At 70.7% G+C, this 24,000-nt stretch carries 24 protein-coding genes; 19 read left to right on the top strand and 5 right to left on the bottom strand.

Translation table 11 applies throughout. The features are described 5' to 3' along the window. Positions 1-85 precede the first annotated feature (85 nt). Positions 86-655 carry a hypothetical protein gene (locus ACIBVN_RS12820; protein ID WP_397135680.1) on the top strand — a complete coding sequence of 190 codons (570 nt, stop codon included), beginning with the start codon at positions 86-88 and terminating at the stop codon, positions 653-655. A 281-nt stretch (positions 656-936) separates the two neighbouring features. Further along, positions 937-2,040: a virginiamycin B lyase gene (locus ACIBVN_RS12815; RefSeq protein ID WP_397135678.1), complete on the top strand. Its 1,104-nt coding sequence runs from the start codon at positions 937-939 to the stop codon at positions 2,038-2,040. Positions 2,041-2,090: 50 nt separating this feature from the next. Here ACIBVN_RS12815 and ACIBVN_RS12810 read toward each other — a convergent pair whose 3' ends face one another. The 3 genes from ACIBVN_RS12810 to ACIBVN_RS12800 form a co-directional block, all read right to left on the bottom strand. Further along, complete coding sequence (locus ACIBVN_RS12810) at positions 2,091-3,173, bottom strand: Gfo/Idh/MocA family protein (RefSeq protein WP_397135676.1); 1,083 nt, start codon at positions 3,171-3,173, stop codon at positions 2,091-2,093. A 2-nt stretch (positions 3,174-3,175) separates the two neighbouring features. Beyond that, entirely contained in the window at positions 3,176-3,880 is a 705-nt protein-coding gene (locus ACIBVN_RS12805) for a ThuA domain-containing protein (protein WP_397135674.1), read from the bottom strand. Between the two features lie 94 nt (positions 3,881-3,974). Beyond that, the gene (locus ACIBVN_RS12800) at positions 3,975-4,805 is read right to left on the bottom strand and encodes a glycerophosphodiester phosphodiesterase (protein ID WP_397135672.1); all 831 of its coding nucleotides are present in this window, start codon (positions 4,803-4,805) and stop codon (positions 3,975-3,977) included. Positions 4,806-5,072: 267 nt separating this feature from the next. On the opposite strand from ACIBVN_RS12800, the gene ACIBVN_RS12795 reads away from it, so the two are divergent. Further along, positions 5,073-5,420, top strand: coding sequence for a luciferase family protein (locus ACIBVN_RS12795; protein ID WP_397135670.1), 348 nt, complete (start codon positions 5,073-5,075; stop codon positions 5,418-5,420). Positions 5,421-5,429: 9 nt separating this feature from the next. Here ACIBVN_RS12795 and ACIBVN_RS12790 read toward each other — a convergent pair whose 3' ends face one another. Beyond that, positions 5,430-6,062 carry a nucleoside/nucleotide kinase family protein gene (locus tag ACIBVN_RS12790; RefSeq protein WP_397135668.1) on the bottom strand — a complete coding sequence of 211 codons (633 nt, stop codon included), beginning with the start codon at positions 6,060-6,062 and terminating at the stop codon, positions 5,430-5,432. A 71-nt stretch (positions 6,063-6,133) separates the two neighbouring features. On the opposite strand from ACIBVN_RS12790, the gene ACIBVN_RS12785 reads away from it, so the two are divergent. From ACIBVN_RS12785 to hypF, 8 genes are all read left to right on the top strand, one after another. Further along, positions 6,134-6,604: a PPOX class F420-dependent oxidoreductase gene (locus tag ACIBVN_RS12785; protein ID WP_349449255.1), complete on the top strand. Its 471-nt coding sequence runs from the start codon at positions 6,134-6,136 to the stop codon at positions 6,602-6,604. A 131-nt stretch (positions 6,605-6,735) separates the two neighbouring features. Next, the gene (locus tag ACIBVN_RS12780) at positions 6,736-7,359 is read left to right on the top strand and encodes a hypothetical protein (RefSeq protein WP_397135666.1); all 624 of its coding nucleotides are present in this window, start codon (positions 6,736-6,738) and stop codon (positions 7,357-7,359) included. Positions 7,360-7,387: 28 nt separating this feature from the next. After that, positions 7,388-11,689, top strand: coding sequence for an HAD-IC family P-type ATPase (locus ACIBVN_RS12775; protein WP_397135664.1), 4,302 nt, complete (start codon positions 7,388-7,390; stop codon positions 11,687-11,689). Positions 11,690-11,789: 100 nt separating this feature from the next. Then, a complete protein-coding gene (locus tag ACIBVN_RS12770) occupies positions 11,790-11,915 on the top strand; it encodes a hypothetical protein (RefSeq protein ID WP_349449252.1) in 126 nt (41 codons plus the stop codon). A 77-nt stretch (positions 11,916-11,992) separates the two neighbouring features. Continuing rightward, complete coding sequence (locus tag ACIBVN_RS12765; RefSeq protein ID WP_397135662.1) at positions 11,993-12,958, top strand: metallophosphoesterase; 966 nt, start codon at positions 11,993-11,995, stop codon at positions 12,956-12,958. A gap of 40 nt (positions 12,959-12,998) precedes the next feature. Further along, positions 12,999-13,676: an alpha/beta fold hydrolase gene (locus ACIBVN_RS12760; protein ID WP_397135660.1), complete on the top strand. Its 678-nt coding sequence runs from the start codon at positions 12,999-13,001 to the stop codon at positions 13,674-13,676. A 118-nt stretch (positions 13,677-13,794) separates the two neighbouring features. Next, positions 13,795-14,520, top strand: a complete 726-nt coding sequence (locus ACIBVN_RS12755) for a hypothetical protein (protein ID WP_397135658.1) — start codon at positions 13,795-13,797, stop codon at positions 14,518-14,520. A gap of 131 nt (positions 14,521-14,651) precedes the next feature. After that, positions 14,652-16,907, top strand: a complete 2,256-nt coding sequence (hypF, locus tag ACIBVN_RS12750) for a carbamoyltransferase HypF (RefSeq protein WP_397135656.1) — start codon at positions 14,652-14,654, stop codon at positions 16,905-16,907. On the opposite strand, the gene ACIBVN_RS12745 is transcribed toward hypF, so the two are convergent. Next, positions 16,883-17,398: a hypothetical protein gene (locus ACIBVN_RS12745; protein ID WP_397135654.1), complete on the bottom strand. Its 516-nt coding sequence runs from the start codon at positions 17,396-17,398 to the stop codon at positions 16,883-16,885. The genes hypF and ACIBVN_RS12745 overlap by 25 nt on opposite strands. 108 nt (positions 17,399-17,506) lie before the next feature. Here ACIBVN_RS12745 and ACIBVN_RS12740 point away from each other — a divergent pair, with 108 nt between their 5' ends. The 8 genes from ACIBVN_RS12740 to ACIBVN_RS12705 are packed head-to-tail and all read left to right on the top strand — an operon-like array spanning position 17,507 to position 23,995. Continuing rightward, a complete protein-coding gene (locus ACIBVN_RS12740) occupies positions 17,507-18,553 on the top strand; it encodes a hydrogenase expression protein HypE (protein ID WP_397135652.1) in 1,047 nt (348 codons plus the stop codon). Positions 18,554-18,569: 16 nt separating this feature from the next. Next, complete coding sequence (locus ACIBVN_RS12735) at positions 18,570-20,375, top strand: nickel-dependent hydrogenase large subunit (protein WP_397135650.1); 1,806 nt, start codon at positions 18,570-18,572, stop codon at positions 20,373-20,375. Positions 20,376-20,387: 12 nt separating this feature from the next. Further along, positions 20,388-20,828 carry a hypothetical protein gene (locus ACIBVN_RS12730; RefSeq protein WP_397135648.1) on the top strand — a complete coding sequence of 147 codons (441 nt, stop codon included), beginning with the start codon at positions 20,388-20,390 and terminating at the stop codon, positions 20,826-20,828. After that, positions 20,825-21,451, top strand: coding sequence for a DUF5947 family protein (locus tag ACIBVN_RS12725; RefSeq protein WP_397135646.1), 627 nt, complete (start codon positions 20,825-20,827; stop codon positions 21,449-21,451). Before ACIBVN_RS12730 ends, ACIBVN_RS12725 begins: the two co-directional genes overlap by 4 nt. Further along, on the top strand, positions 21,448-21,666 hold the full coding sequence (locus tag ACIBVN_RS12720) for a hypothetical protein (RefSeq protein WP_397135644.1): 219 nt from the start codon (positions 21,448-21,450) through the stop codon (positions 21,664-21,666). The genes ACIBVN_RS12725 and ACIBVN_RS12720 overlap by 4 nt, the downstream gene beginning before the upstream one ends. Before the next feature lie 11 nt (positions 21,667-21,677). Then, complete coding sequence (locus tag ACIBVN_RS12715) at positions 21,678-22,316, top strand: DUF6084 family protein (RefSeq protein WP_397135642.1); 639 nt, start codon at positions 21,678-21,680, stop codon at positions 22,314-22,316. A 6-nt stretch (positions 22,317-22,322) separates the two neighbouring features. After that, positions 22,323-23,201, top strand: a complete 879-nt coding sequence (locus ACIBVN_RS12710) for a hypothetical protein (protein WP_397135640.1) — start codon at positions 22,323-22,325, stop codon at positions 23,199-23,201. Further along, entirely contained in the window at positions 23,198-23,995 is a 798-nt protein-coding gene (locus ACIBVN_RS12705; RefSeq protein WP_397135638.1) for a hydrogenase maturation protease, read from the top strand. The genes ACIBVN_RS12710 and ACIBVN_RS12705 overlap by 4 nt, the downstream gene beginning before the upstream one ends. Positions 23,996-24,000 lie beyond the last annotated feature (5 nt).

Here is a 24,000-nt window from a genome sequence, read left to right as displayed (position 1 = left end):
AACGCCCGGGGACCACGGTGATCTAGGCTGCCAACGTTCGCGCACACCATTGAACCTGGCACTCCACGCACTGCGAGGAATCGGAATGAGGACGGGCCGTGCCGATGGCTCCGTAACGCGAGTCTCCTGGTCGCTGCTCGTGTCGGCCATGCTGCTGGTCGCCCTTCACCCGCCGGCGGCCCGGGCCGCCAGGACCGTGCCGAACAGAGCGCTCGCCCGGCATGCCCCCTCACTGTCCATCACCGTGCCAACCGGCACGGTGAACCTCGGGAACGTCTCCAAGGGCAACACGATCAGCGCCTCCCTGGGCACGGTGAACGTGACCGACAGCAGGAACGGGATTCCCCCCTGGACGGCGACCGTCACGGCCACTGACTTCACCACCACCGCAACACCCACGCAGACCATCCCGAAATCCAATGCCGCTTACTGGTCCGGCCCGGTCAGCGCCCAGTCAGGCACCGGCACCCGCGTCCCCGGCCAGCCCACTGCGAATGACAGAGTCACCCTGGCGACGTCGAGAACCGCATTCAGCGGACGCAAAACCGCGGCGCAAGCCCAGTCGACGAGCTGGGCGCCGACGATCGTCATCACCATCCCGGCCTCCGCCATCGCGGGCACCTACCGGGGCACCATCAGTCACTCGGCCGCCTGACGGGCGGCTTCCGGCCCGAAACCGCGCCTCTCGCGCCGACCTCCGAGCGCCAAGCGGCCCACCGATGAGTTGACGTTTCCATGACCAGCCACGAACACGGATGGCCCGGAGCGGGCGGTGACCGTAAGTGATATTGGGAGCGCCGGAGCGATCACGCCCAGACCGGGATTCACAGGTCGCGCCGGCGCCGCAGGGCTCGGCTGGTGGCGGTCTGAAAGCCGAGGGTCCCGATGTGCCGAGCGGGTCCGGCGGCCTTTCGTTCTTCATCCGGAAAGGATGTCATGCGTTATCGACGTCTGAAGTACCCGCTCGTGGCCATGGCGATGGCCCTGGCGGCAAGCACGCTCTCGACCGCGTCCGCTGCCGCGAATGCCGACCCGCCACCCCTACGCCCGTGGGTGAGGATCTGTCTCAAACTCAAACGGATGCCCGAGCACCGGCACATACGCTGCAAATTCCCGCCCCAGCGCCAGCGTGCTTCTGCTGCCACGATCGCGGCGCAGCGGGCCACGATCGACGAGATCGAGATCCCGACCAGCCCCGCCACTCCCGTCGGCATCACGAGCGGGCCGGACAACAACCTGTGGTTCACCGAGAACACCGCCAACAAGATCGGGAAGGTCACCACAGGGGGGCTGTTCACCGAGTACTCCATTCCCACCACCGACTCCCAGCCGGGCCACATCGCCGTCGGCTCGGATGGCGCCCTGTGGTTCACCGAGGCGGTCGGCAACAAGATCGGCCGGATCACCACGTCAGGGACGATCACCGAATACACCATTCCCACCACCGACTCCTACCCGTGGGGGATCACCCTCGGGCCGGACGACAACCTGTGGTTCGTCGAACAGCTGGGCAACAAGATCGGAAAGATCACCACCAGCGGGACCATCACCGAATACACCATTCCCACCAGTGAGTCCTACCCGCTACGCATCACCGCGGGACCGGACGGCAACCTGTGGTTCACGGAGTCGTTCACGGGCAAGATCGGAAAGATCACCACCAGCGGCACGATCACCGAATACAGCATCCCGTCCTCCGGCGCGATCCCCGTCGGGATCACCGCGGGTCCGGACAACAACCTCTGGTACACCGACGCCAACGCGAAGGTGAGCTCCGTCACCACGTCGGGAAGCTTCACCGAATACGGATTGCAGGACGTCAACAGCTTCCCGTGGGGCATCACCGTCGGTCCCGACGACAACCTGTGGTTCGCCGAGCAGCTCGGCGACAAGGTCGGCAGCATCAGCACGTCCGGGACAGTCAACGAGTACGCACTGCCCACGACTTTCTCGGGGCCGTTCGACATCGCTGACGGAGCCGACGGCAACCTCTGGCTCACCGAGGACTACGTCGACCAACTAGCGATCATCACTCCTTGACCGAACCGGTCGGCGGCGCGCTCCCGGAGCAGAAGCGCGCCGCCGGCCGCCTAAACCTGCGTGCCTTGAGCCGGAAGCAAGTCCACGGGGCTGGGCCGCTCACAGGTGCTCGTGATGGTCACCGCCGCGCCGGAGTGCGCCGAGGCCAGCAGCGACTCCATGACGTCGAGCACGTGGAAGGCCAGCGATCCGCCCGCACGGGGCGCCTCGTCCGCCGGGGTCGCGGCGAAGTCCGCCAGACCCACGCCGCGCCCGGCACCCACGTAGCCGGCCGAATCGGGAAGGGCTCGCCAGCCCTCCTCCCCCACCCCCGACACCAGGACGGACCCGTCGAAGTGGTTGGGATTGGGCACGACGAGCGAGCCCTTCTCACCGTGCACTTCTATGTTGGGCGCCTTGGTCGCCGCCCCGTCGAAGCTCATCACCAGCGTGGTCAGCACTCCCGAGGCGTGTACGAGCACTCCGGTGACGTGGGTGTCGACGGTGACCGGGATCTCCTCGCCGCGGCGGGGACCGGAGCCGATCGTGCGCTTGGCGCGCGTGCGGCTGGCGGCGCCGATGACCGTCGTCACCGGCCCGAGCAGGGTCACCAGGCTGGTGATGTAGTACGGCCCCATGTCGAGCAGGGGTCCGCCACCGGGGACGTAGTAGAAGTCCGGGTTGGGATGCCAGCGCTCGTGGCCGGGCGTCATCATCGTCGCCGTCGCCGCGATGGGCCTGCCGATCACCCCGTCGTCGATCGCCTTGCGCGCCGTCTGCGTACCCGTGCCCAGCACCGTGTCGGGCGCGCACCCCACGCGCACCCCGGCGGCGTCGGCCGCCCGCAACATCTGCCCGGCGTCCGCCACGGTCGCGGCAAGGGGCTTCTCGCAATAGACGTCCTTGCCCGCCGCTATGGCCTGCAGCGCGATCTCGGCGTGCGCAGCCGGTACGGTGAGGTTGAGCACGACGTCAACGCGGGGATCCGCCATCAACTCCGCCACGCTCAGCACGTCGACCCCCGTATAGGGCCGGACCGCCTCCCTCGCCCGCTCGAGGTCCAGATCGGCGACGGCCACCAGCCGCAACTGCGGCAGCCGGTCGATGGTCTGGAAATACTGGGCCGAAATGGCACCGCATCCGACAACGCCCACGTTCACCGGCTGGCCCACAACATTCCTCTCTCGATGATGGTGCGCACACTGTCGTTCTCCAGGACGTCGAGGCTGTGCCCGGGGGTCGTGACGAAGATCCGTCCACTCCCCCATTGCCGGGTCCAGATCGCCGGCGAGGTGACCTCCCGGTGCCAGGGGTCCCACGGGCGGATCTTCTGCGTCGTCGTCGCCAGCACGTCGATGTAGTCGTCGGTCAGCACCCAGTACTGCTCCGTGACGAGGTCGAAGTCCACTATGCCCTCGGTGATGGGGTGCGTGGCCGCCTCGGGCAGCATGTTCACCGTGTACGGCACGTAGTTGTCGGCCTGCGTGCCTTCCCGCTCGGCCGGATCCTTGCCCGGATGGCAGGCGAACTGCCCGCCGATGAGGTGCAGGTAGTCGGAGGAGTTGCGGAAGGAGTCGGCGATGCCGCCGTGCCAGCCCGCCATTCCCGTGCCCGCCCGGATCGCGGCCTCCAGACCGCGCAGCTCCGCCGCCTCGATCGTGCCCATCGTGTAGCACTGCACGATGAGATCGACGCCGGACATGAACGCCTGATCCGCGTACGGCGCCGGAGAGTCCGCCCGATGCACCTCGAACCCGTGCTTCTCCAGGAAGGGCACGAAGAGGTCGGTGGCCTCGACCGGGGCGTGCCCTTCCCAGCCGCCCCGCACCACGAGGGCCCTTCGCCCGTGTTCGTCTGTCATGCATTCGCCTATCGCTCAGGGGGACAAACGACTCCAATCGTCGCATTTAAGAACGAACTATATAAAGAGGCTGGTAGTCACCATTTTTGGCGACTCACCAGTACCGCTTGATGCTGTCGAGGTCGCGCGGCCGGTTCGTCATGATGCCGTCGACGCCGTACGAGAGCATGCGACGCATGACGACAGGCCGGTCCATAGGCCCGGTGTAGACCCGCATACCCTTGCCGTGAACCGTCCTGACGACTTCCGGCGTGAGGCTGGAGCGCGGCAGGCTGAGCGCCTTGGCGAAGGTGCCGAGGTCGGAGAGCTTGCTCAGGTCCGGCTTGCCGAGCAGGGTGATGGGGACCTCGGGGATCATGCGGTGGAAGGCCCGCATCGCGTTCCAGTCGAACGCCTGCACGACCAGCCCCCGTCCGCTCCACAACGAACGGCTTTCCCGCAGTTCGGTGGCCACCCGCTGGTCGATGCCCGCGCTGCCGGGCGGGTGCTTGATCTCCAGCAGCAGCCCGACGCCGTACCGCCTCATGGCCTGAAGCGCCTCCTGGAGAGTGGGCACCTTCTCGCCGAGGAACCGCGAGGAGAACCACGATCCGGCGTCCAGCCGCCGGATCTCCGCGAGCGTGAAGTCGGCGACCTTCCACGGGGACCGATCAGGGAAGACCTGCTCGACGTTGGTGGTACGGGACAGCGTCTGGTCGTGGATCAGGACGAGCTGCTGATCCTTGGTCTGCTGGATGTCGAACTCGCACGCGTCGGCCCGCTGCATCCGCGCCATGGCGCAGGCCACGATGGTGTTCTCGGGCGCGTACGCGGCACCGCCTCGGTGCGCGATGTTGTCGACCGACGGCGATGCGCGCGCAGCCTCCGGCATGAGTGCCAGGGCGGCCAGCGCGGCAGTGACTGCGGCACCAAGCGGGCGGTACATGTTTCCTCCTCGGGCTAGCAACCCGAACCCGAATCCGACAAAGCGTCTCTTATGTCGAATGAGTGGAAAGTGCCCAGTAGGTGGGAGCAGCGATCGGTTTCGCCCGGCGTGTCGCTCATATCAGCACGAACTCTTTGCCCCGTCGGCAACACGGTTGACGAGGGCGGGCCGCCGGCCAAGGATTCGTCGATCGCGATCTTTTCCGGCGGATAACAGTTGAGGAACGGACGATAGCGGGAGCGTGGCCGTGTGCAGCAGCATGGTTACGTGGCAGTCATTTCCGCCAGGCGGAGATCGACCTTACGCCGCGGGCCTTATCTGGCCCGGGCGGTGACCCAGCTGCTGTCCTGGCCGGCGCTGGAGGTGCGCGACACCCGGCGCGGCGTCGCGTTCGCGGTGCAGGGCGTCGAGATCCTGCGCCTGACCGGCACGGACGAAGTGCACCTGCGCCTGACCAAGCCCGCGATCGAACGGCTGGAGCCCGAGCTGGGCGACTGCGATCAGGTCCAGCTGTGCGCCGACCACGCATGGGTGGCCTTGAAGGTCGAAGCCGAGCCCGACCTCGACCTGCTGCTCGCCCTGACCAGCGTGGCGATCAAGGCGCACGCCGCGTAAAGACCGGGCTCAGGAGAGCGCGCCGACGTCCACCAGCAGGTCGGCGCGCTCGCGGGTCGCGCGGATGGCGACCGCGTTGGGCTCGTCGACCTCGGCGACCCAGCGGGCGGCATGATCGGGCGACTTGCCGAAACGGATGTGCCGCTGGGTGAGGCGGTCCAGGCGCACACTGTCGTCGACCTCGGCGTACCAGACCTCGGTCATGGCCGCCCGCACCTGCCGCCACGGGTCGGCGTCGGCCAGGAGGTAGTTGCCCTCACTGACCACGACGCGCGCGCCCGGCGGCACCGCGATGGCACCCGCGATCGGCTGCTCGATCTCGCGGTCGAACGACGGGGCGTAGACGACGGTGGCGGTCTCGGCACGGAGGCGGTGCAGCAGCGCCAGGTAACCGTGGGCGTCGAAGGTGTCCATGGCGCCCTTGCGCCGCAGCCTGCCGAGGCGTTCGAGCTCGACGTCGGCCAGGTGGAAGCCGTCCATCGGCACCCACACCGCCGGCAGCCCGGACGCCGTGAGGCGCTCGGCCAGCCAGCCGGCCAGCGTCGACTTGCCCGCGCCCGGGCATCCCACGATGCCCACCACGACCCGCTCACCGGCCGCGGCCAGCCCGTGGACGCGCTGGAGGAGCTGCTCACCGTTCACCGCATGAAGGATAGAGGCCGATGCGAGGGTGGAAGGATCGGAGGACCGAGTATGACCGAAAGGCACATGAGATGGCTCCGAACGTCGCCACTGCCCGCCACGTAGACCTGCCCGAACTGCTCGATTTCCTCCGCCCCAGGCACCACGGCCTGCTCTCCACCACCCGCAAGAACGGGCGGCCGCAGCTCTCGCCCGTCACCTGCGGGGTCGACGAGGGCGGCCGGATCGTGGTCTCCACCTACCCCGACCGGGTCAAGGCGCGCAACGCCCGCCGTGACGAGCGCGTGTCGATCTGCGTGCTGTCCGACGACTGGAACGGCCCGTACGTCCAGGTCGACGGCCACGCCGAGGTCCTCGACATGCCCGACGCCCTCGAGGCGCTCGTCGAGTACTACCGGTGCATCTCCGGCGAGCACCCCGACTGGGATGAATACCGCGCCGCCATGCGCCGTCAGGACAAGTCGCTGATCCGCCTCCACATCGACAGCTGGGGTCCCATAGCGACCGGCGGCTTCCCCGCCCGCCTGGTGCCGGGGCAGTAGGGCCTGGCCCCTCCCCTATCGAAAGCACCAAATTTAGGTCGGCAAAAACCTCCAAATCGCTCCCGTCCGGAATAGGGAAACTGGGGGTGGATAGGGAGACCTACAGGTTTTCTCGTCCTGGAGGAGGGGTCATGGCTGTTGCCCAGCCGCGTGGGCGCGCCACTGCCACGCCCAACGGTAAAAGGCAGTTCACGCTGGACCTGCCAATGCTCAGCATCCAGGTTCGGCAACCGGACGTCCGGATGCCGCACATCGGGATGCCACACATCGAGATGCCACACATGGAGATGCCGCGCGTCAGCAGGCAGGAGCTCGGCCACTACGTCGACATCGCCCGGACGTTCCTTCCGGCACCCGAGCGCATGGCCTACTACGGGGCGCTCGGCGCGCTCGCGGCCTTCGGCGTGCTCGAGTGGCCTGTGGCGGCCGCCATCGGCGCCGGAACGATCGTCGCGCAGCGGCGTCCGGGGACGCCGATGTTCGGCCGGCAACCGAGCCGACAACCGAGCCGGGCGCGCGAGACCGCTCCGGCGGCCAAAGAGGAGCCGACGCCGCCGAGCAAGCGGGCCACGACCACCACCCGGCGGGCCACGACCACCGCCCGGCGCGGGGCCGCCACGACCACCGCCGGGGCTGGCGGGCGCAAGACCGCCACGACCACCGCCGGGGCCGGCGGGCGCAAGACCACCACCGGAAAGACCACCTCGACCTCGAGCTCGACCAGCAGGCGAAAGAGCACCTCACCTGGCAAGTGAGCCGCGACGCCGTAGACGGGAGGCCTACATGGCGTTGTTCGGCCTGCTCAGTGCTGACACGCTGCTCAACATGCTCCCCGAACCGATAAGGAGCATCCTCCCGCGCTCCCGCCGGGTGCAGCCGTGCCCAGGCGGGGTTCGAATCGAGTTGCGGAACGTCGGCGGGCCGCGGACCGAGCGGCCCGCCCGCGTATTGGAAGAGCGACTGCTCGCGTTGGGCGCCGCGCGCGCCGAGGTGAACGGGGCGCTCGGCTGCGTGTTCGTGGCCTGCGACCCCGAGACGGACGAGCTCGGCAAGTTCGTGGCCGTCGTGGAGGAGCTCGACGAACCCGATGAAGGGGGTGGTGAATCCCCCCCTCCTCGGGTGCTGGACGGCGCGGAGCAACAGGCCCGCGCCGCGGTCAGCCTCGGCCTGCACCTCGCCGGCACCGGGCTGGCCCTGACCGCCCGGCTGGCCCAGGTCCCGAGGCTGACCACGGCGGTCCCCGGCTTCCTCTCGCTGGCCGAGAACACTCCACGGGTCTACAGGGAGCTGGAGCAGCGCCTTGGCAAGCCGGGCGCGGACGCGCTGATGACGGTGACCAGGATCGTCACATACGCGCTGGCCATGCGGCCGTCGTCGCTGCTGATCGACTCCATCGCCGCGGCCGGCCGGTTCGCCGCCGCGCGTGCCGGGTCCCGGGCGTGGGAGCTGCGCGAGGAGGAGTTCGCCGCCGGGAAGGGGGCGTACCGCCACACCAGAGCCGCCGCCGCCCCGCGCCCGGCCCCGCTGCCCCACGGTCCGGTGGAGCGCTACGCCGACGCGGCCAGTGCGGCCTCGCTGGCCGGGCACGGCATCACCACGGTGCTCAGCCGCGACCAGCAGCGGGGCCTGTCCGTGCTGATCGCCGGCATCCCCAGGGCCGCGGCCCACGGCAGGGACGCCTTCACCAGCGCCGTCGCCCGCTCCCTCGCCGGACATGGCACGATCGTGCTCAATCGCGAGGCGCTCTACCGCATGGACCGCATCGACACCGTCGTTCTCGACGCCACGGTCCTCACCACGGGCGCCTGGACGATCGACGGCGTCGTCCCGCTCGCCTCCGACGTGGATCTGGAGGATCTGCACGCCCGCCTGTACACGCTCCTCGACCTCACCGACCCCTCAGCCCGGCGGGAGCGCGACGGGTGGAGCGCCGAGCCCCGCGCGGAGACGCCCGAGGAGGGAGTCCGGTCAGTCGAGGTGGCGCGGGAGGGCACCCCGATCGCCCTGGTCCGCCTGGCCCGCGAGCTGCATCCGCTCGCCGAGGCTCTGGTCGCGGCCCCGAAGGCGACGTGCGAGATGGTCCTGGCCGGCGGGGACCCCGCCCTCGCCCGCCGGCTGGGCGTGGGCCGGGTCGTCGAGAACGGCAACCGGCTGGCCTCGTCGGTGCGGGCGCTGCAGTCCGAGGGACACGCCGTGGCCGTGGTGTCGAAGCGCGGCCGGGGCGGGTTGCGCCAGGCCGACCTGGGCATCGGCGTGCTCGAGGGGGCGCGCAGGGTCCCGTGGGACGCCGATGTGATCGGCGCGCTGGAGGGCGCGTACCTGCTGCTCCGCTGCCTGCCGGCGGCCAGGAAGGCGAGCGTCAGGAGCGTGTGGGTGGCGGCGGCCGGCTCGATCGCCGGTGCGGGGGTGGCGTTCCTCGGTCCGGCCGCGGCCGCGGTCGGGCGTGCCAACCTGGCGCGTGACTGCACGTCGCTGGCCGCCCTCGTGGCCGGGGAGTGGGCGGGCCGCGGCGCCGCGCGGACGGCCGCGCCGGTCCGCGCCGACCACACGCCCTGGCACGCCATGGCGGCCCGTGACGTCCTGGCCCGGCTGCGCACCTCGCCCGAGGGGCTGACCGAGGCGGAGGCCGAGCGCCGTCGGACGGCCCCGGCGCGTCCCCTGGTCACCGGCCCGGAGTCCCTGCTCAGCGCGTCCATGCATGAGCTGGCCAACCCGCTGACCCCGGTGCTGGCCGCCGGCGCGGGCGTGTCGGCCACGGTCGGCTCACTGCTCGACAGCGTGCTGATAGGCGGCGTGATGGGGGTGGACGCCCTGCTCGGCGGCGCCCAGCGGCGAAGCGCCGACCGGGCGCTGCACGACCTCACCGAGACCACCGCCGTCCGGGTACGCCTGCGTCGCCCCACCGGCGCCGTGGCGGGCTACGCCGACTCCCTGGTGCCCGGGGACGTGATCGAGCTGCGGGCCGGCGATGCCGTACCGGCTGACGGACGGCTCATCCAGGCACACGGGCTGGAGATCGACGAGTCGCCCCTCACCGGCGAGTCGCAGCTCGTCAGCAAGACCGACGCGCCGACCGCCGCGCCCGCCGTCGCGGAGCGGGCCTCGATGGTGTACGAGGGGACGACCGTCGCGGCGGGGCACGGCCTCGCCGTGGTCGTGGCCACGGGGGAGGCCACCGAGGCGGGCAGGACCGCCAGGCTGACCCAGGAACGGCCGCCGCCGAGCGGGGTGGAGCTCCGCCTGCGCGCGCTGAGCCGCCGGATCCTCCCGGCCGCCCTCGGCTCCGGCCTGCTCCTTATGGTCGTCGAGCTGCTGCGCGGCTCGCCGCTGTCGCAGGCGGTCGGCCCCGCCGTGAGCATGATGGTCGCCGCGGTCCCCGAGGGGCTGCCCTTCGTCGCCACCGTGGCCGAGCTCGCCTCGGCCAAGCGGCTGTCGGCCCACAACACGCTGGTACGCAACCCGTCCACGATCGAGGCGCTCGGCCGGGTGGACGTGCTCTGCTTCGACAAGACGGGCACCCTCACGGAGGGCCACATCAGCCTGCGCCGGGTGTCGGACGGCCGGGTCGACCAGGCAGTGGAGGAGGCCACGCCCGAGCTGAGGGCCATCGTCGGCGCGGCGCTGCGCGCGGGGCCCAGGTTCGAGGGCGGGCGCGCCATCCCGCACCCGACGGACCGCGCGATCGTGGACGGCGCGGGCAAACTCGGTGTCACGCCCCGGTACGGGCTGCGCACGTGGCAGCGCGTGGACGAGCTGCCCTTCGAACCGGCCCGCGGCTACCACGCCGTGCTCGGCCGTTCCGAGTCGGGCCAGCTCCTGAGCGTCAAGGGCGCTCCCGAGATCGTGCTCACCCGCTCCACGAGCGTCATGATCGAAGGAGAGAAGTTCCGGCTGGACGATCGGATGAGGCGGCAGCTGGAACAGGAGGTGGACCGGCTCGCCCTGCGCGGCTACCGCGTGCTCGCCGTCGCCGAGCGTCCCGCCTCCAGCCGCGCCGACCTCGACGAGTCCCGCATCGAGAGCCTGTGCTTCCTCGGGTTCCTCGGCCTTGCCGATCCGGTGCGCCCGACGGCCAAGCGCAGCGTGGAGGGGCTCATGCGGGCCGGCGTACGCGTCATCATGCTCACCGGCGACCACCCCAGCACGGCGGAGGCCATCGCCGCGGAGACCGGCGCGCTGAACGGCCGGCGCGTCATGACCGGCCCCGAGCTCGAGGAGCTGGATGACGACGCGCTGGCCGGGGCGCTGGCGGAGGTGGCGGTGTTCGCCAGGGTCACACCCGAGCACAAGGCGCGGATCGTCACCTGCCTGCGCAAGGCCGGCAGCGTCGTGGCCGTGACCGGCGACGGCGCCAACGACGTGCCCGCGATCCGGCTGGCCGACGTGGGCGTGGCCCTCGGGTCGCACGCCGCCCCCGCCACCAGGGCCGCCGCCGACATCGTGGTGATCGACGACCGCATCGAGACGATCATCGACGCGATCGTCGAGGGCCGGGCCATGTGGGCCTCCGTGCGCGACGCGCTGGGCATCCTGCTCGGCGGCAACGTCGGGGAGATCGCCTTCACGCTGGGATCCAGCCTGCTCACCGGGCGCAGCGCGCTGAACGCCCGCCAGCTCCTGCTGGTCAACATGCTCACCGACATGTTGCCCGCCATGGCGGTGGCCGTCCGGCCACCGAGCGCCGCCAGCCCGGAGAGGCTGCTCGCCGAGGGACCCGAGGCCTCGCTCGGCGCCCCCCTGACCCGCGACATCTACCTGCGCGCCGTCACCACGGCCGTCGCGGCGGGCGCGGCGTGGCTGCTCGCGCGGATGACCGGCACCCGGGGGCGGGCGGATACAGTCGGGCTCATCGGCCTGGTGTCGGCCCAGCTGGCGCAGACCCTGGCGCTGGGCGGCCGGGATCGCACGGTGGTGCTCGCCGCGGTGTCGTCCCTGGGCGCGCTGGGTGTGATCGTTTCCGTGCCCGGGCTCAGCCAGCTCTTCGGCTGCCGCCCGGTCGGCCCGATCGGCTGGGGCATCGGGCTGGGCTGCGCCGTGGCCGCGGCCCTGGTCGCGGCGATGATCGAACGGCCGGGTCCGGAGTAGTCATCGATTGTTCACCGAATAGACACCCAAAGCGTGACCGTATATACACTTTTCTACCTAAATATGACCTTAAGTGTAGTTTCGTCAGTTAGGTAGAGAGTTGTCCGAGTTCCTGGCCTCCCTGCTTGCCAAGGCCGCCATGATGCTGCTTGAGGCGCTGATCACGCGCTTCATGCAGAGCCTCGCCGCGTCGATCATCCAGCCCGCGGGTTTCCGATTCGCCTAGAGCCTCGTCGGCCAGGGTTCTCCGAACCGTAGGCTCGACGTCACCGACCGGTGTCCGGCGCCTGCTGAGAATCGGGCATGCGCAAATCTCTGTTCATGGCTGCCCTCATCGCGTCGTCGCTGGTCGTGCCGTCCGGCCCGGCGTACGCCGCCCCCTCCGGCACGGAGGGCGGGTCCGCCGTCACCTTCGCCCTCATCGGCGACACCCCGTACGGCGACGAGCAGCAGGCCGCACTGCCGAGCCTGATCGGAGCCGTCAACGCCGACCGGGACGTCCGTTTCGTCCTCCACGCTGGTGACGTCAAGAACGGCTCCACCACGTGCGACGACGCCCGCTTCGCCACCCTGGCCGAGCTGTTCGGCACCTTCGACGACCCGTTCGTGCTCACCCCCGGTGACAACGAGTGGACCGACTGCCACCGCACCGCCGCGGGCGGCTACCTGCCCACCGAGCGGCTGGAAGCGGTCCGCCGCGTGTTCTACCCGGTCGCGGGGCGTACGCTCGGCGGGCACCCGATGGGCGTGCGGACCCAGGCCCGGGACCCGCGCCACCGTGACTATCGGGAGAACGTGCTGTTCACCCGTTCCGGCGTGGTCTTCGCCACCGTGCACGTGGTCGGCAGCGAGAACGACCTGGCGCCGTGGAGCCAGTTGCCCGGCGGCGACCGCCCGCAGGAGCGGCTGGCCGAGTTCGAGGCGCGCAAGGCCGCCGCGCTCGACTGGATCGACAACGCCTTCGCCGTCGCCGGTCGTACGCACGCGCCGGGCGTGCTGCTGATGATGCAGGCCGAGCCCATGGACACGCCCGGGTTCGCCGAGATCAGGGCCAGCATCGTGGAGCGGGCGCGGGCCTACGGCAAGCCGGTCCTGCTCACGCACGGCGACGAGCACGTCTACGAGGTGGAGCCCGGGTACGCCGGGGTGCCCAACCTGACCCGCCTGGAGACGTACGGCGACACCGCCGCCCACTGGCTGCAGGTCACGGCCGACCCCAAGGCGCCCGCTGTCTTCTCCTGGCAGCCGCGGACCGTGACCGGGTCCTGAGGCCGGCTCCGGGAGGGCGCCCCGCTGCGACACTGTGGGCATGGACACAATTGAGGCGAATGGTCTGCGTCTGGCCTACAGCACACGGGGAGCGGCGTCGGCGCCGCCCGTGATCCTTCTGCACTCGCTCGGCGAGAGCGGCTCCGCCTGGGACGTCGTGGCTCCCGCGCTGGCCGGGACCCATCGCGTCTACGCGGTGGACCTGCGCGGGCACGGGAGCAGCGACCGGGCAGGCGAGTACTCGTTCGAGCTGATGCGCGACGACGTGCGTGCCGCCCTGGACGCGCTGGGCCTGTCCAAGGTGACGTTGATCGGGCATTCGCTCGGAGCCGTGGTCTCCTGGCTCCTGGCGGGCGAGGATCCCGAGCGCGTGGACCGGCTCGTCCTGGAGGAGCCGCCGCCACCGGTGGCGGCCAACCCGCCGCGGACGTTGCCGGAGGACCCCGACCCCGACGCGCCCTTCGACTGGAATGCCGTCGCCGCCATCTACCGCCAGCGCAACGAGCCCGATCCCGCCTACTGGGACCTGCTCAAGCGCATCACGGCCCCCACCTTGGTCATCGCCGGCGGGCAGCAGAGCCAGCTGCCGCAAGATGAGCTCGCCCGGATAGCAGAGCTCGTACCCGACGGGCATATGACGACGATTCCGGCGGGACATCACGTTCACAGGGACCAGCCGGAGGCGTTCATCGCCGCGGTGAGCGCCTTCCTCTCGTGAACCGGCCAGCTAGCCGGTTATCTGGACTATCGGGTGCAAAACCGCCGAGATCATGGCATCCTCTCGCAGATGCTGCCAAACGGGCACGCGCATCCACAATCTGTAAGAGGAGTTTGACATGGACCGGAGAGGATTCCTCGCGCTGACCGGCGCCACCGGGCTGGCCACCCTCGGGCTTGCCGGCCCGGCGGAAGCGGCCGCCGGGTATTTCTTCAACCGCCGAATTCCGGACGAGGCGCACAAGAAGATGGGCGCGATGGCGGCGAAGGGCATCACCACGTTCTCGTTCACGCCGTCCAACGGCTGGGTCATGGTGACGCAGAAAGGCGGTTACTTCGCGCGCAACATCCCCGACGAGTGCTACGCCAAGCTGAAGCAGATGATTGCCGCCGGCAACAGGATCCACTGCGTCGCCTTCACCCCTCGGGGCGGCTGGGTGATCACCGGCGACCGCACGCTGTTCGCCCGCAACATCCCCGAGGAGTGCTACCAGCGGATCCTCTCGTACTACAAGGCGGGCCAGCAGGTCGTGCACGTCGCCTTCCCCCCGGCGGGCGGCAACCGCTGGGTCGTGGTCAGCACGAAGGGCTTCTACGCCCGCAACATCGATGAGGCGTGCTTCCAGAAGATGCGCCAGCTGTCGCGGGCCGGGCACCGCGTGACCAGGGTCGCCTTCCCCTACACCGGCGGCTGGGCCGTCGTCGCCGGGAAGGCCTTCCACACCCGTGGCATCGACAATGAGTGCTTCCAGATGATGAAGAAGTTCGCCGCCAAGGGCCTGCCGATCCACAACGTGGCCTTCTCCCCCGTCAACAACGGCTGGTCGCTGATCTCGCGCGGCTGAGCGAGGTTTCCCCGCGGTCCCGGCTCCTCGGGGAGCCGGGACGCCGCCTTCGTTTCCGCAGGCAGCGGCCGACACACGGACGGGCGGCGAGGGTGATTCAGTCCGTGCGGGTTTCGTTGCAGACTGGCCCGATGGGGGTGCGGGTACGGGTCGAGGGCGTGGTCCAAGGGGTGGGGTTCCGGCCGTTCGTGCACGGGCTGGCGACGCGCCTGGGCCTGGCGGGCCGGGTCGGCAACGACGCCCACGGCGTCTTCGTCGAGCTGGAAGGCGGCCGCGACCAGATCGGCGAGTTCCTGGTGCGGCTGGAGAGCGACGCGCCCCCGCTGGCCTCGATCGAACGGGTCACCATCACCTCGACCGCCCGGACGCCGCCGGCAGGCGGCCGGTTCCACATCGCCGAGAGCGGCCCGTCGGGAACGTCCCGCACGCTGGTGTCACCCGACATCGCGACCTGCGGGGACTGCCTGGCGGAGCTGGCCGACCCCGCCGACCGGCGCTACCGCTACCCCTTCGTCAACTGCGTCAACTGCGGGCCGCGACTGACGATCGTGCGGGCGATGCCGTACGACAGGCCGCTGACCACGATGGCCGGGTTCGAGATGTGCGGCGACTGCCGTGCCGAATACCACGATCAGGCCGACCGGCGCTTCCACGCCCAGCCCATCTGCTGCCCAGCCTGCGGCCCCACGCTCAAGCTGGTCGGCGCGGAGGGCGACCCGCTGGCGAGCGCCGCCGGAGTGCTGCGGGCGGGCGGGGTGCTGGCGGTGAAGGGCATCGGCGGCTACCACCTCTCGGTGCTGGCCTCGGACGAGGGCGCCGCCGCCGAGCTGCGGCGGCGCAAGCGGCGCGCGGGCAAGCCGTTCGCCGTCATGGTCGCCGACCTGGACGAGGCCCGGCGGCTGTGCGAGGTGGACGCGGCTGCGGCGGCGCTGCTCACCGATCGCGCGCGTCCCGTCGTGCTGCTGCCGCGCCGCCCGGAGGCGGCGGTGGCCGGCGCGGTCGCACCGGGCAACCGCTGCCTCGGGCTGATGCTGCCGTACACGCCGCTGCACCACCTGCTGCTCGCCGGCACGGGCGCCCCGATCGTGCTGACGAGCGGCAACAGCTCGGACGAGCCCATCGCGTACGACGACCGCGACGCCCTCGACCGGCTCGGCGGCATCGCGGACGCGTTCCTCACGCATGACAGGCCCATCCACCTTCGTGCCGACGACTCGGTGGTACGCCCCTTCCGCGGCAAAGGGATGCTCCTGCGGAGATCGCGCGGCCACGCCCCGCGCCCGTTCACGCTGCCCCGGGAGGCGCCCCGGCACATTCTCGGCTGCGGCGCCGAGCTGAAGAACACGTTCTGCCTGGCGAAGGGGCGTCACGCGTTCGTCTCCCCGCACATCGGCGACCTGGAGAACTACGAGACGCTCCGGTCCTACGTCGAAGGGATCGGGCATTTCGCGGCGCTCTTCGGCGTGCGTCCCGAGGTGGTCGCGCACGATCTGCATCCGGAGTACCTGTCCACCAAGCACGCCATGGGCCTGCCGGACGTCGAGCTGACCGCCGTGCAGCACCACCACGCGCACATCGCCTCGTGCCTGGCCGACAACGGTCAGGAGGGCCGCGTGATCGGCGTCGCGTTCGACGGGCTCGGCTACGGGCTCGACGGGACCCTGTGGGGCGGCGAGTTCCTCCTGGCCGACCTGGCGTCGTTCGAGAGGGCCGGCCATCTGGCGCCCGTGCCGCTGCCGGGCGGCGCCGCGGCGATCCGCCAGCCCTGGCGCATGGCCGCCGCCTACCTGGACGGCGACGGCGAGGCGCTGGACGTGGCCCGGCGCAACGAGCGCCGGTGGGCGAGCGTGACCTCGCTGTTGCGCGGGGCGATGCTCACGTCGAGTGCGGGGCGGCTGTTCGACGCCGTGGCGGCGCTGCTCGGCGTGCGGGACACGATCACCTACGAGGGGCAGGCCGCGATCGAGCTGGAGCAGCTCGCCGACCCCGCCGAGCGGGACGGCTACCCGGCGGCCATCTCCGACGAGCTCGTCGTGGCCGGCGCGGACCTGGTGCGGGCCGCCGCGGCGGACCTGGCCGCCGGCACCGATCCGGCCGTCATCTCCGCCCGCTTCCACAACGGCGTGAGCGACCTCATCGTGCGCTGCTGCCTCATGCTGCGCGACGGCACGGGACTGGCGACGGTGGCGCTGTCCGGCGGCGTCTTCCAGAACCTGCTGCTGCTCCGGCGCACGGTCGAGCGGCTGAGCGGCGCGGGGTTCCGGGTGCTCACCCACGCCGGGGTGCCGGCCAACGACGGCGGCATCAGCCTCGGCCAGGTGGCCGTGGCCGCCGCCCGCGACCGGCTCCGCTCGTACGGCGATCAGTCCTCGGCGGGTTTCTCCTGATGAGGCCATGGCGAGGCGCCGACCACGATCCCGTACAGGAGATGGTCGGCCAGTAGCGCGAGCCGCTCCACAGTGGTGCGGGGATGGCGGGGCAGGCCGAGCAGGGGTGCGATGGCCGTCTCGAAGGCGGCCCAGAACGCCGCCCCGTAGATCGGCCCGACCCAGGGACGGCCGCGGACCTTGGCAGGCAGCAGCCCGAACAGCACCCCGCCGCACGCGCCGTACCCCCAGTGCGCCAGCTCGACGAGGGCCGGCCGCTGCTCGGAGGGCACCTGGCGGAAGAGCCTGGGGATGGTGCGTTCGAGCACGGACTCGGGCGGGACCTTCGCCACCAGGCCGATCGACGTCGTCATCTGCCGGAGCCCGGACATCGCCATGGCGCCGATCGCCCCCCGCGCCGCGGCGCGCGGCACGGACCGGCGAGGCCGGACGGGTGCGCGTTCCCGCAGGTCCTCGTATGGGCCGGTACGGGGTGGCAGGGTCTGGGTCATGGTTTACAACCCTCCTCAACACGGTATGTCCGCTACGTAGAGTCGCAGGTCGGATACCAAATGAATGGGGACCTAAACCTCTACAGGGCCAAGAAGGGGGCTTGGGCCATGACAACCACGCAAATGCCGACTGCCCTGGAAGAGGTGCACATCCTGTGGACCTCGGAGGGCATGAGCTGCGACGGTGACACCGTCTCGGTCACCGCCGCCACGCTCCCGAGCCTCGAGGACGTCCTGCTCGGGCTCGTACCGGGACTGCCGAAGGTGCACCTGCACAACAAGGTGCTGGCCGCCGAGGTGGGCGACGCCTTCATGGCCCCGTTCCACCAGGCACACAGGGACGAGCTGGGCCCGTTCATCTTCGTCGTCGAGGGCTCCATCCCGAACGAGCGGATCAACGGCGACGGCTACTGGACGTCGATGGGCAACGATCCGGTCACCGGCGAGCCCATCACGGTCAACGAGTGGATCGACCGGCTCGCGCCCAAGGCGTGGGCGGTCGTCGCGGCGGGCACCTGCGCGACGTACGGCGGCATCCACGCGATGGCCGGCAACCCGACGGGTTGCATGGGGCTGGCCGACTACCTGGGCAAGGATTTCCGCTCGGCGGGCGGACTGCCCATCGTCAACGTGCCGGGCTGCCCGGTCCAGCCGGACAACTTCATGGAGACGCTGACCTGGCTGCTGTACCAGGCCGCCGGCATGGCCCCGATGATCCCGCTGGACGACATGCTCCGCCCGACCTGGCTGTTCGGCAAGACGGTGCACGAGGGCTGCGACCGCGCCGGCTACTACGAGCAGGGCGACTTCGCCCGCGACTACAGCTCGCCGAAGTGCCTGGTGCGCGTCGGCTGCTGGGGCCCGGTGGTCAACTGCAACGTCACCAAGCGCGGCTGGATGGACGGTCTCGGCGGCTGCCCCAACGTGGGCGGGATCTGCATCGCGTGCACGATGCCCGGCTTCCCCGACAAGTTCATGCCGTTCATGGACGAACCCCCCGGCGCGTCGGTGTCGGTGGCGCTCAGCAGCCAGTACGGCCGGCTGATCCGCCGCCTCCGCGCGATCACCAACAAGGCGGCGAACAAGGAGCCCAAATGGCGCCACAACCGCCGCAAGCTGACAAGCGGGTTCGACCCGCGCTGGGGAAACGGCTGAGAGGGAGAGCGGCGAGGTGGCAATCCGTACGGCGCCGACCAGGAAGCGGGCGGGCGAGGCCCGCGAACTTGTGGAGATGTCCTGGGACCCGATCACCAGGATCATCGGCAACCTGGGCATCTACACGAAGATCGATTTCAGGAACCGCGAGGTCGTCGAGTGCAAGAGCACCTCGTCGCTGTTCCGCGGCTACAGCGTGTTCATGAGGGGCAAGGACCCGCGGGACGCGCACTTCATCACGAGCCGCATCTGCGGCATCTGCGGCGACAACCACGCGGTGTGCTCGATCTACGCCCAGAACATGGCCTACGGGATCAAGCCGCCGCCGCTGGCCGACTGGATCATCAACCTGGGCGAAGCGGCCGAGTACATGTTCGACCACACGCTCTTCCAGGACAACCTGGTCTTCGTCGACTACTGCGAGCAGATGGTCAAGGAGACCAACCCGAATCTGCTGCGCCGGGCGGAGACGACCCAGGCGCCCAATGCCGGCGTCCACGGCTACCGGACGATCGCCGACATCATGCGGGCGTTCAACCCGTTCAGCGGCGACCTCTACAAGGAGGCGCTCCAGGTCAGCAGGATCACCAGGGAGATGTGCTGCCTCATGGAGGGCAGGCACGTGCACCCGTCCACGCTGTACCCGGGCGGCGTGGGCACCGTGGCGACGCCCCAGGTGTTCACCGACTACCTGGCGCGGCTGCTGAAGGTCCTCGACTTCGTGAAGAGGGCCGTCCCGATGAACGACGACATCTTCGACTTCTTCTACGAGGCGCTGCCCGGCTACGAGGAGGTCGGCCGCAGACGGGTGATGCTCGGCTGCTGGGGCGCCTTCCAGGACCCGGCGGTGGTCGACTACGACTACCGGAACATGAACGGCTGGGGCCGCCGGATGTTCGTCACGCCGGGCATCGTCCTGGACGGCGAGCTGCTGACCACCAACCTGGTGGACATCAACCTCGGCATCAGGATCCTGCTGGGCAGCTCGTACTACGACGACTGGCACTCCGAGGAGACGTTCGTCACCCACGACCCGCTCGGCAACCCGGTGGACCAGCGCCACCCGTGGAACCAGACGACCCTGCCGAGGCCGCAGAAGCGCGACCTGGAGGGCGGCAACTACAGCTGGGTGATGAGCCCCCGCTGGTTCGACTCGCGCACCGGCGACTACCTGGCGCTCGACACCGGTGGCGGCCCGCTGGCCCGGCTGTGGGCCACGGCGCTCGGCCGCCTCGTCGACACCGGCACGGTCCGTTCCACCGGACAGAGCGTGGAGATCAACCTGCCCAAGAGCGCGTCGTTCCCGGAGACGCGGCTGGAGTGGAAGATCCCGCGCTGGGCCAACACCATCGAGCGCAACCGCGCCCGCGCGTACTTCGTCGCGTACGCGGCGGCGATGGCGGTGCACTTCCTCGAGCAGGCGATGGGCGAGGTCAGGGCCGGGCGCACGCAGGTGTTCACCGACTTCGACGTGCCGGACGAGGCGATCGGCGTCGGCTTCCACGAGGCGGTGCGCGGGGTGCTCTCGCACCACGTGGTGATCCGCGAGGGCAAGATCGCCAACTACCATCCGTACCCGCCGACACCGTGGAACGCCAGCCCGCGCGACGTGCACGGCACGCCGGGCCCGTACGAGGACGCGGTGCAGGGCATGCCGATCTTCGAGGAGAACGGCGCCGAGTCGTTCAAGGGCATCGACATCATGCGTACGGTGCGCAGCTTCGACCCGTGCCTGCCCTGCGGGGTGCACATGTACCTGGGCGACGGCAAGGTGCTCAAGCAGGTGCACTCGCCCACGTTCGGCGCGAGCCTCTCCGGCTGAGGGGACGGGCGGATGAACGAGCGCATCGACCGGATCGAGTCGCTGCTCGAGCAGGCCGACCCGGCCGCGACCGAGCTCGTCGGCGAGCTGCTCGACCTGTACGGCGAGGGCCTGGCCCGGGTCATGGCCGTCGTGGACGAGGAGGCGGCGGCGTGCCTGGCCGCGGACGAGCTGGTCTCGCCGCTGCTCCTGCTGCACGACCTGCACCCGCTGGACACGCGGGCCCGGGTGGAGACGGCGCTCGCCGGCAGCCGGGCCGACGTGCTCGCCGTCGAGGAGGACCTGGTACGCCTGCGCCTGCAGGCGGGCGGCTGCCGCTCGTCCGCGGCCGCGATGCGGCAGGCGGTGCACGACGCGGCCCCGGAGATCGAACGGGTCGAGATCGAGTTCGCCGACAACACGCCCCTGATCCCGGTCGAGAGCCTGGCCGTCCGCCGGGCGCGGGCGACATGACCGGCCTGCTGCGCCGGCTCGCCTCGCGGCCCCGCGAGCGGCCGTCTCAGGCACAGGACTGCGAGCTGTGCGGCGAGCCGCTGCCCGCCACCCACCGCCACCTGCTCGAGCTGCCGGCCCGCGAGCTGCGCTGCGCGTGCCGCGCCTGCCAGGTGCTGTTCGACCACGCGGCGGCCGGCGGCGGGCACTACCGGCTGGTGCCGGAGCGCCGCCTGCGGCTGAGCGGCTTCAGCCTGGACGAGGAGACCTGGGCCGGCCTGCGGGCGCCGGTGCGCACGGTGTTCGTGATCCACGACTCGGGCACCGGGCTCCCGGCGCAGTACTACCCGAGCCCGGGCGGGGCGGTGCAGGCGCCCGTCGACCTGCCCGCCTGGGAGCGGCTGCGGCGCGACAACCCGGTGCTCCAGCAGCTTGAGCCCGACGTCGAGGCCCTGCTCGCCGACCGCGACCGCGGCGCCTGGGTCGTGCCGGTGGACGACTGTTACGCGCTCGTCGGCGCCATCCGCACCCGGTGGCGTGGCCTGACGGGCGGTCCGGACGTACGCGAGCACATCAAGCGATTCTTCACCGACCTCGGCGACCGGTCCTCGCCGGTCACCGGCAGCGACAGGAGTACACCGTGAAAAAGAAGACGACGATCAAGACCGGCCGGCGCGACGTGCGCCCTGACGCGCCCGCCCACGTCAAGGGCGTCCACGCGGGGAACACGAGCGGCAACTACGACAGGCAGGACGGGCACCTGCCCGACGGCCGCTCCACGGCCAGGCGCTCGACCGGCATCAACCCCGGCAGGCACGACCCGATCGACCCCGGCATGCCCAACCTGTCGCCCGCCTGACCTCGATCACCATGCCACCGACATCACCGGCGCTGCGCATCGAGGTGCGCGGCGTCGAGGCGGCGGAGCCCGCCGTCGCGCCCGCGCTGCGTTTCCTGCTTCACCTGGACGCGGACGCTCCGATCCGCGCGCTCACGCTGGCCACGCAGCTGCGCATCGACGCCACCTCACGCGGCTACGACGAGCACGCGCGGGGGCGGCTCGCGGAGCTGTTCGGCCCGCCCGCGACATGGGGGCGCAATCTCACCAGCCTGCTGTGGACGCAGACGGTCACGCACGTCCCGGCCTTCGTGGGCGGCACCACCACGCCGATCAACGTCCCGTGCACTTATGACTTCGACGTGGCCGCGGCCAAATACCTGCACGGCCTGCCCGACGGCGAGGTGCCGCTGCGGTTCCTGTTCACCGGCACCCTGTTCTACCTGGACGAGGGCCGCCTGCAGGCCGCCCACCTGCCGTGGGACACCGAGGCGGACTTCCGCATGCCGGTGTCGGTGTGGAAGGAGCTCATGGACCGCCACTTCCCGCGCACCGCCTGGATCCGGCTGGAGCGCGACACGTTCGACCGCCTGTACGCGCACCGGGTGCGGCACACCCTGCTCGGCTGGGACGACGCGGTGCGGTCGCTGTTGGAGACGAGCGGAGGCTGATCACGCATGGACCAGGTGAGGCAGATCGCGCAGGCCGTGCTGTACGAGGGCTACCTGCTGTGGCCGTACCGGGAGTCGGCGCTGAAGAACCGGCACCGCTGGACGATCGGCGGCGTCCATCCCGAGGGGTACGGCAGCCCGTGTCTGATGCGTACCGAGTGCCTGCTCGAAGCCGAGCCCGGCGACACCGTCGACGTGTGCGTGCGCTTCCTGCACGTCGTGACCCGCAACCCGCCCGGCCAGGAGGCGCGGGAGCGCGAGGTGAACGTGCCGGGGCTCGTCCTGGACGAGCTGCTGTCAGGACCCGTCATCACGAAGATCGACATTCCGGACGGGCTGCGGCGCGGCCCCGAAGCCGTGGTGCGCAGCTGGGAGGCGCTGTCCGGCCGGATCGAGGCGAGCGCGCGGCGGCTGCGGCCGGGCCTGTTCCGGGTCACGGTCGAGGTGGCCAACACGACGCCCTGGCACGGAGGCACCCGAGACGAGGTCATGCTGCGCACGCTGGTATCCGCGCACACCGTGCTGCGCGCGCGGGAGGCCCGGTTCGTCTCGCTCATGGACCCGCCCGAGGAGCTGCGGGCGTACGCGGCGGGCTGCGACAACGTCGGCGCCTGGCCGGTGCTCGTCGGGCAGGACACCGTCCTGTCCTCGCCGATCATCCTGTACGACAACCCGAAGATCTCGCCGGAGAGCCCGGGCGACCTGTTCGACGCGACCGAGATCGACCAACTGCTCACGCTGAGCGTGCTCGCCCTCAGCGACGAGGAGCGGCGCGAGATCCGGGACGGCGACCCGCGCGCCCGGGAGATCCTCGACCGCTGCGAGGCCCTCACGCCCGAGGAGCTGATGCGGCTGCACGGCATCATGCGCAGGACGGAGCCATGAACGAATTCTGGGACGAGATGACCAGCCGCGGACCCGGCGAGGTGGTGGTCGGCGGAGTGCCGGTCGGGCCGGGCAGCCGGGTCCGGTTGCGGCCCGGCAAGCAGGCCGACGTCTTCGACCTCGTGCTCGACGGCCGCGTCGCGGTGGTGGAGAGCGTGGAGCAGGACGACGAGGGCGCCTTCCACGTCGCGGTCACGCTCGACGACGATCCCGGGCGCGACCTGGGCGAGGCCCGGCTGCCCGGGCACCGGTTCTTCTACTCCGCCGAGGAGATCGAACCCCTCGGGAGTCCCGCCCGCGTCCTGGTCGCCGGGATCGGGAACGTGTTCCTCGGAGACGACGGATTCGGCGTCGAGGTGGTCCGCCGCCTGACTGAGGAGGCGGCCGTCGCGGGCATGGAGGTCGTCGACTTCGGCATCCGCGGCATGGACCTGGCCTACGCCCTGCAACGGGACTACGCGGGCGTGGTCTTCGTGGACGCGGCGGCACGCGGCCAGGCCCCCGGCACGCTCACCGTGCTCGAGCCGGAGCTGCCGGACGAGGGCGGCACGCTGGTGGAGGCGCACGGCATGGACCCGGTCAGGGTCCTGCGGCTGGCCCGGCAGCTCGGCCGGATCCCCCCGCTGGTGCGGGTCGTCTGCTGCGAGCCGGCATCGGTCGAGGAGGCGGCGTTCGAGCTGAGCGAGCCCGTACGGGCGATGGTCGGCGAGGCGGCGAGCCTTGTGAAGTCCCTGGTTATGGAAATGATTGCGGAAAGCACCATTCCGGGCTCCCGCGATCCGGCACCCCGGTGAGGTGA

It is taken from the genome of Nonomuraea sp. NPDC049400 (assembly GCF_044466425.1).
Lineage (GTDB): Bacteria > Actinomycetota > Actinomycetes > Streptosporangiales > Streptosporangiaceae > Nonomuraea.
This window is presented reverse-complemented; position numbering and strand designations above follow the sequence as displayed.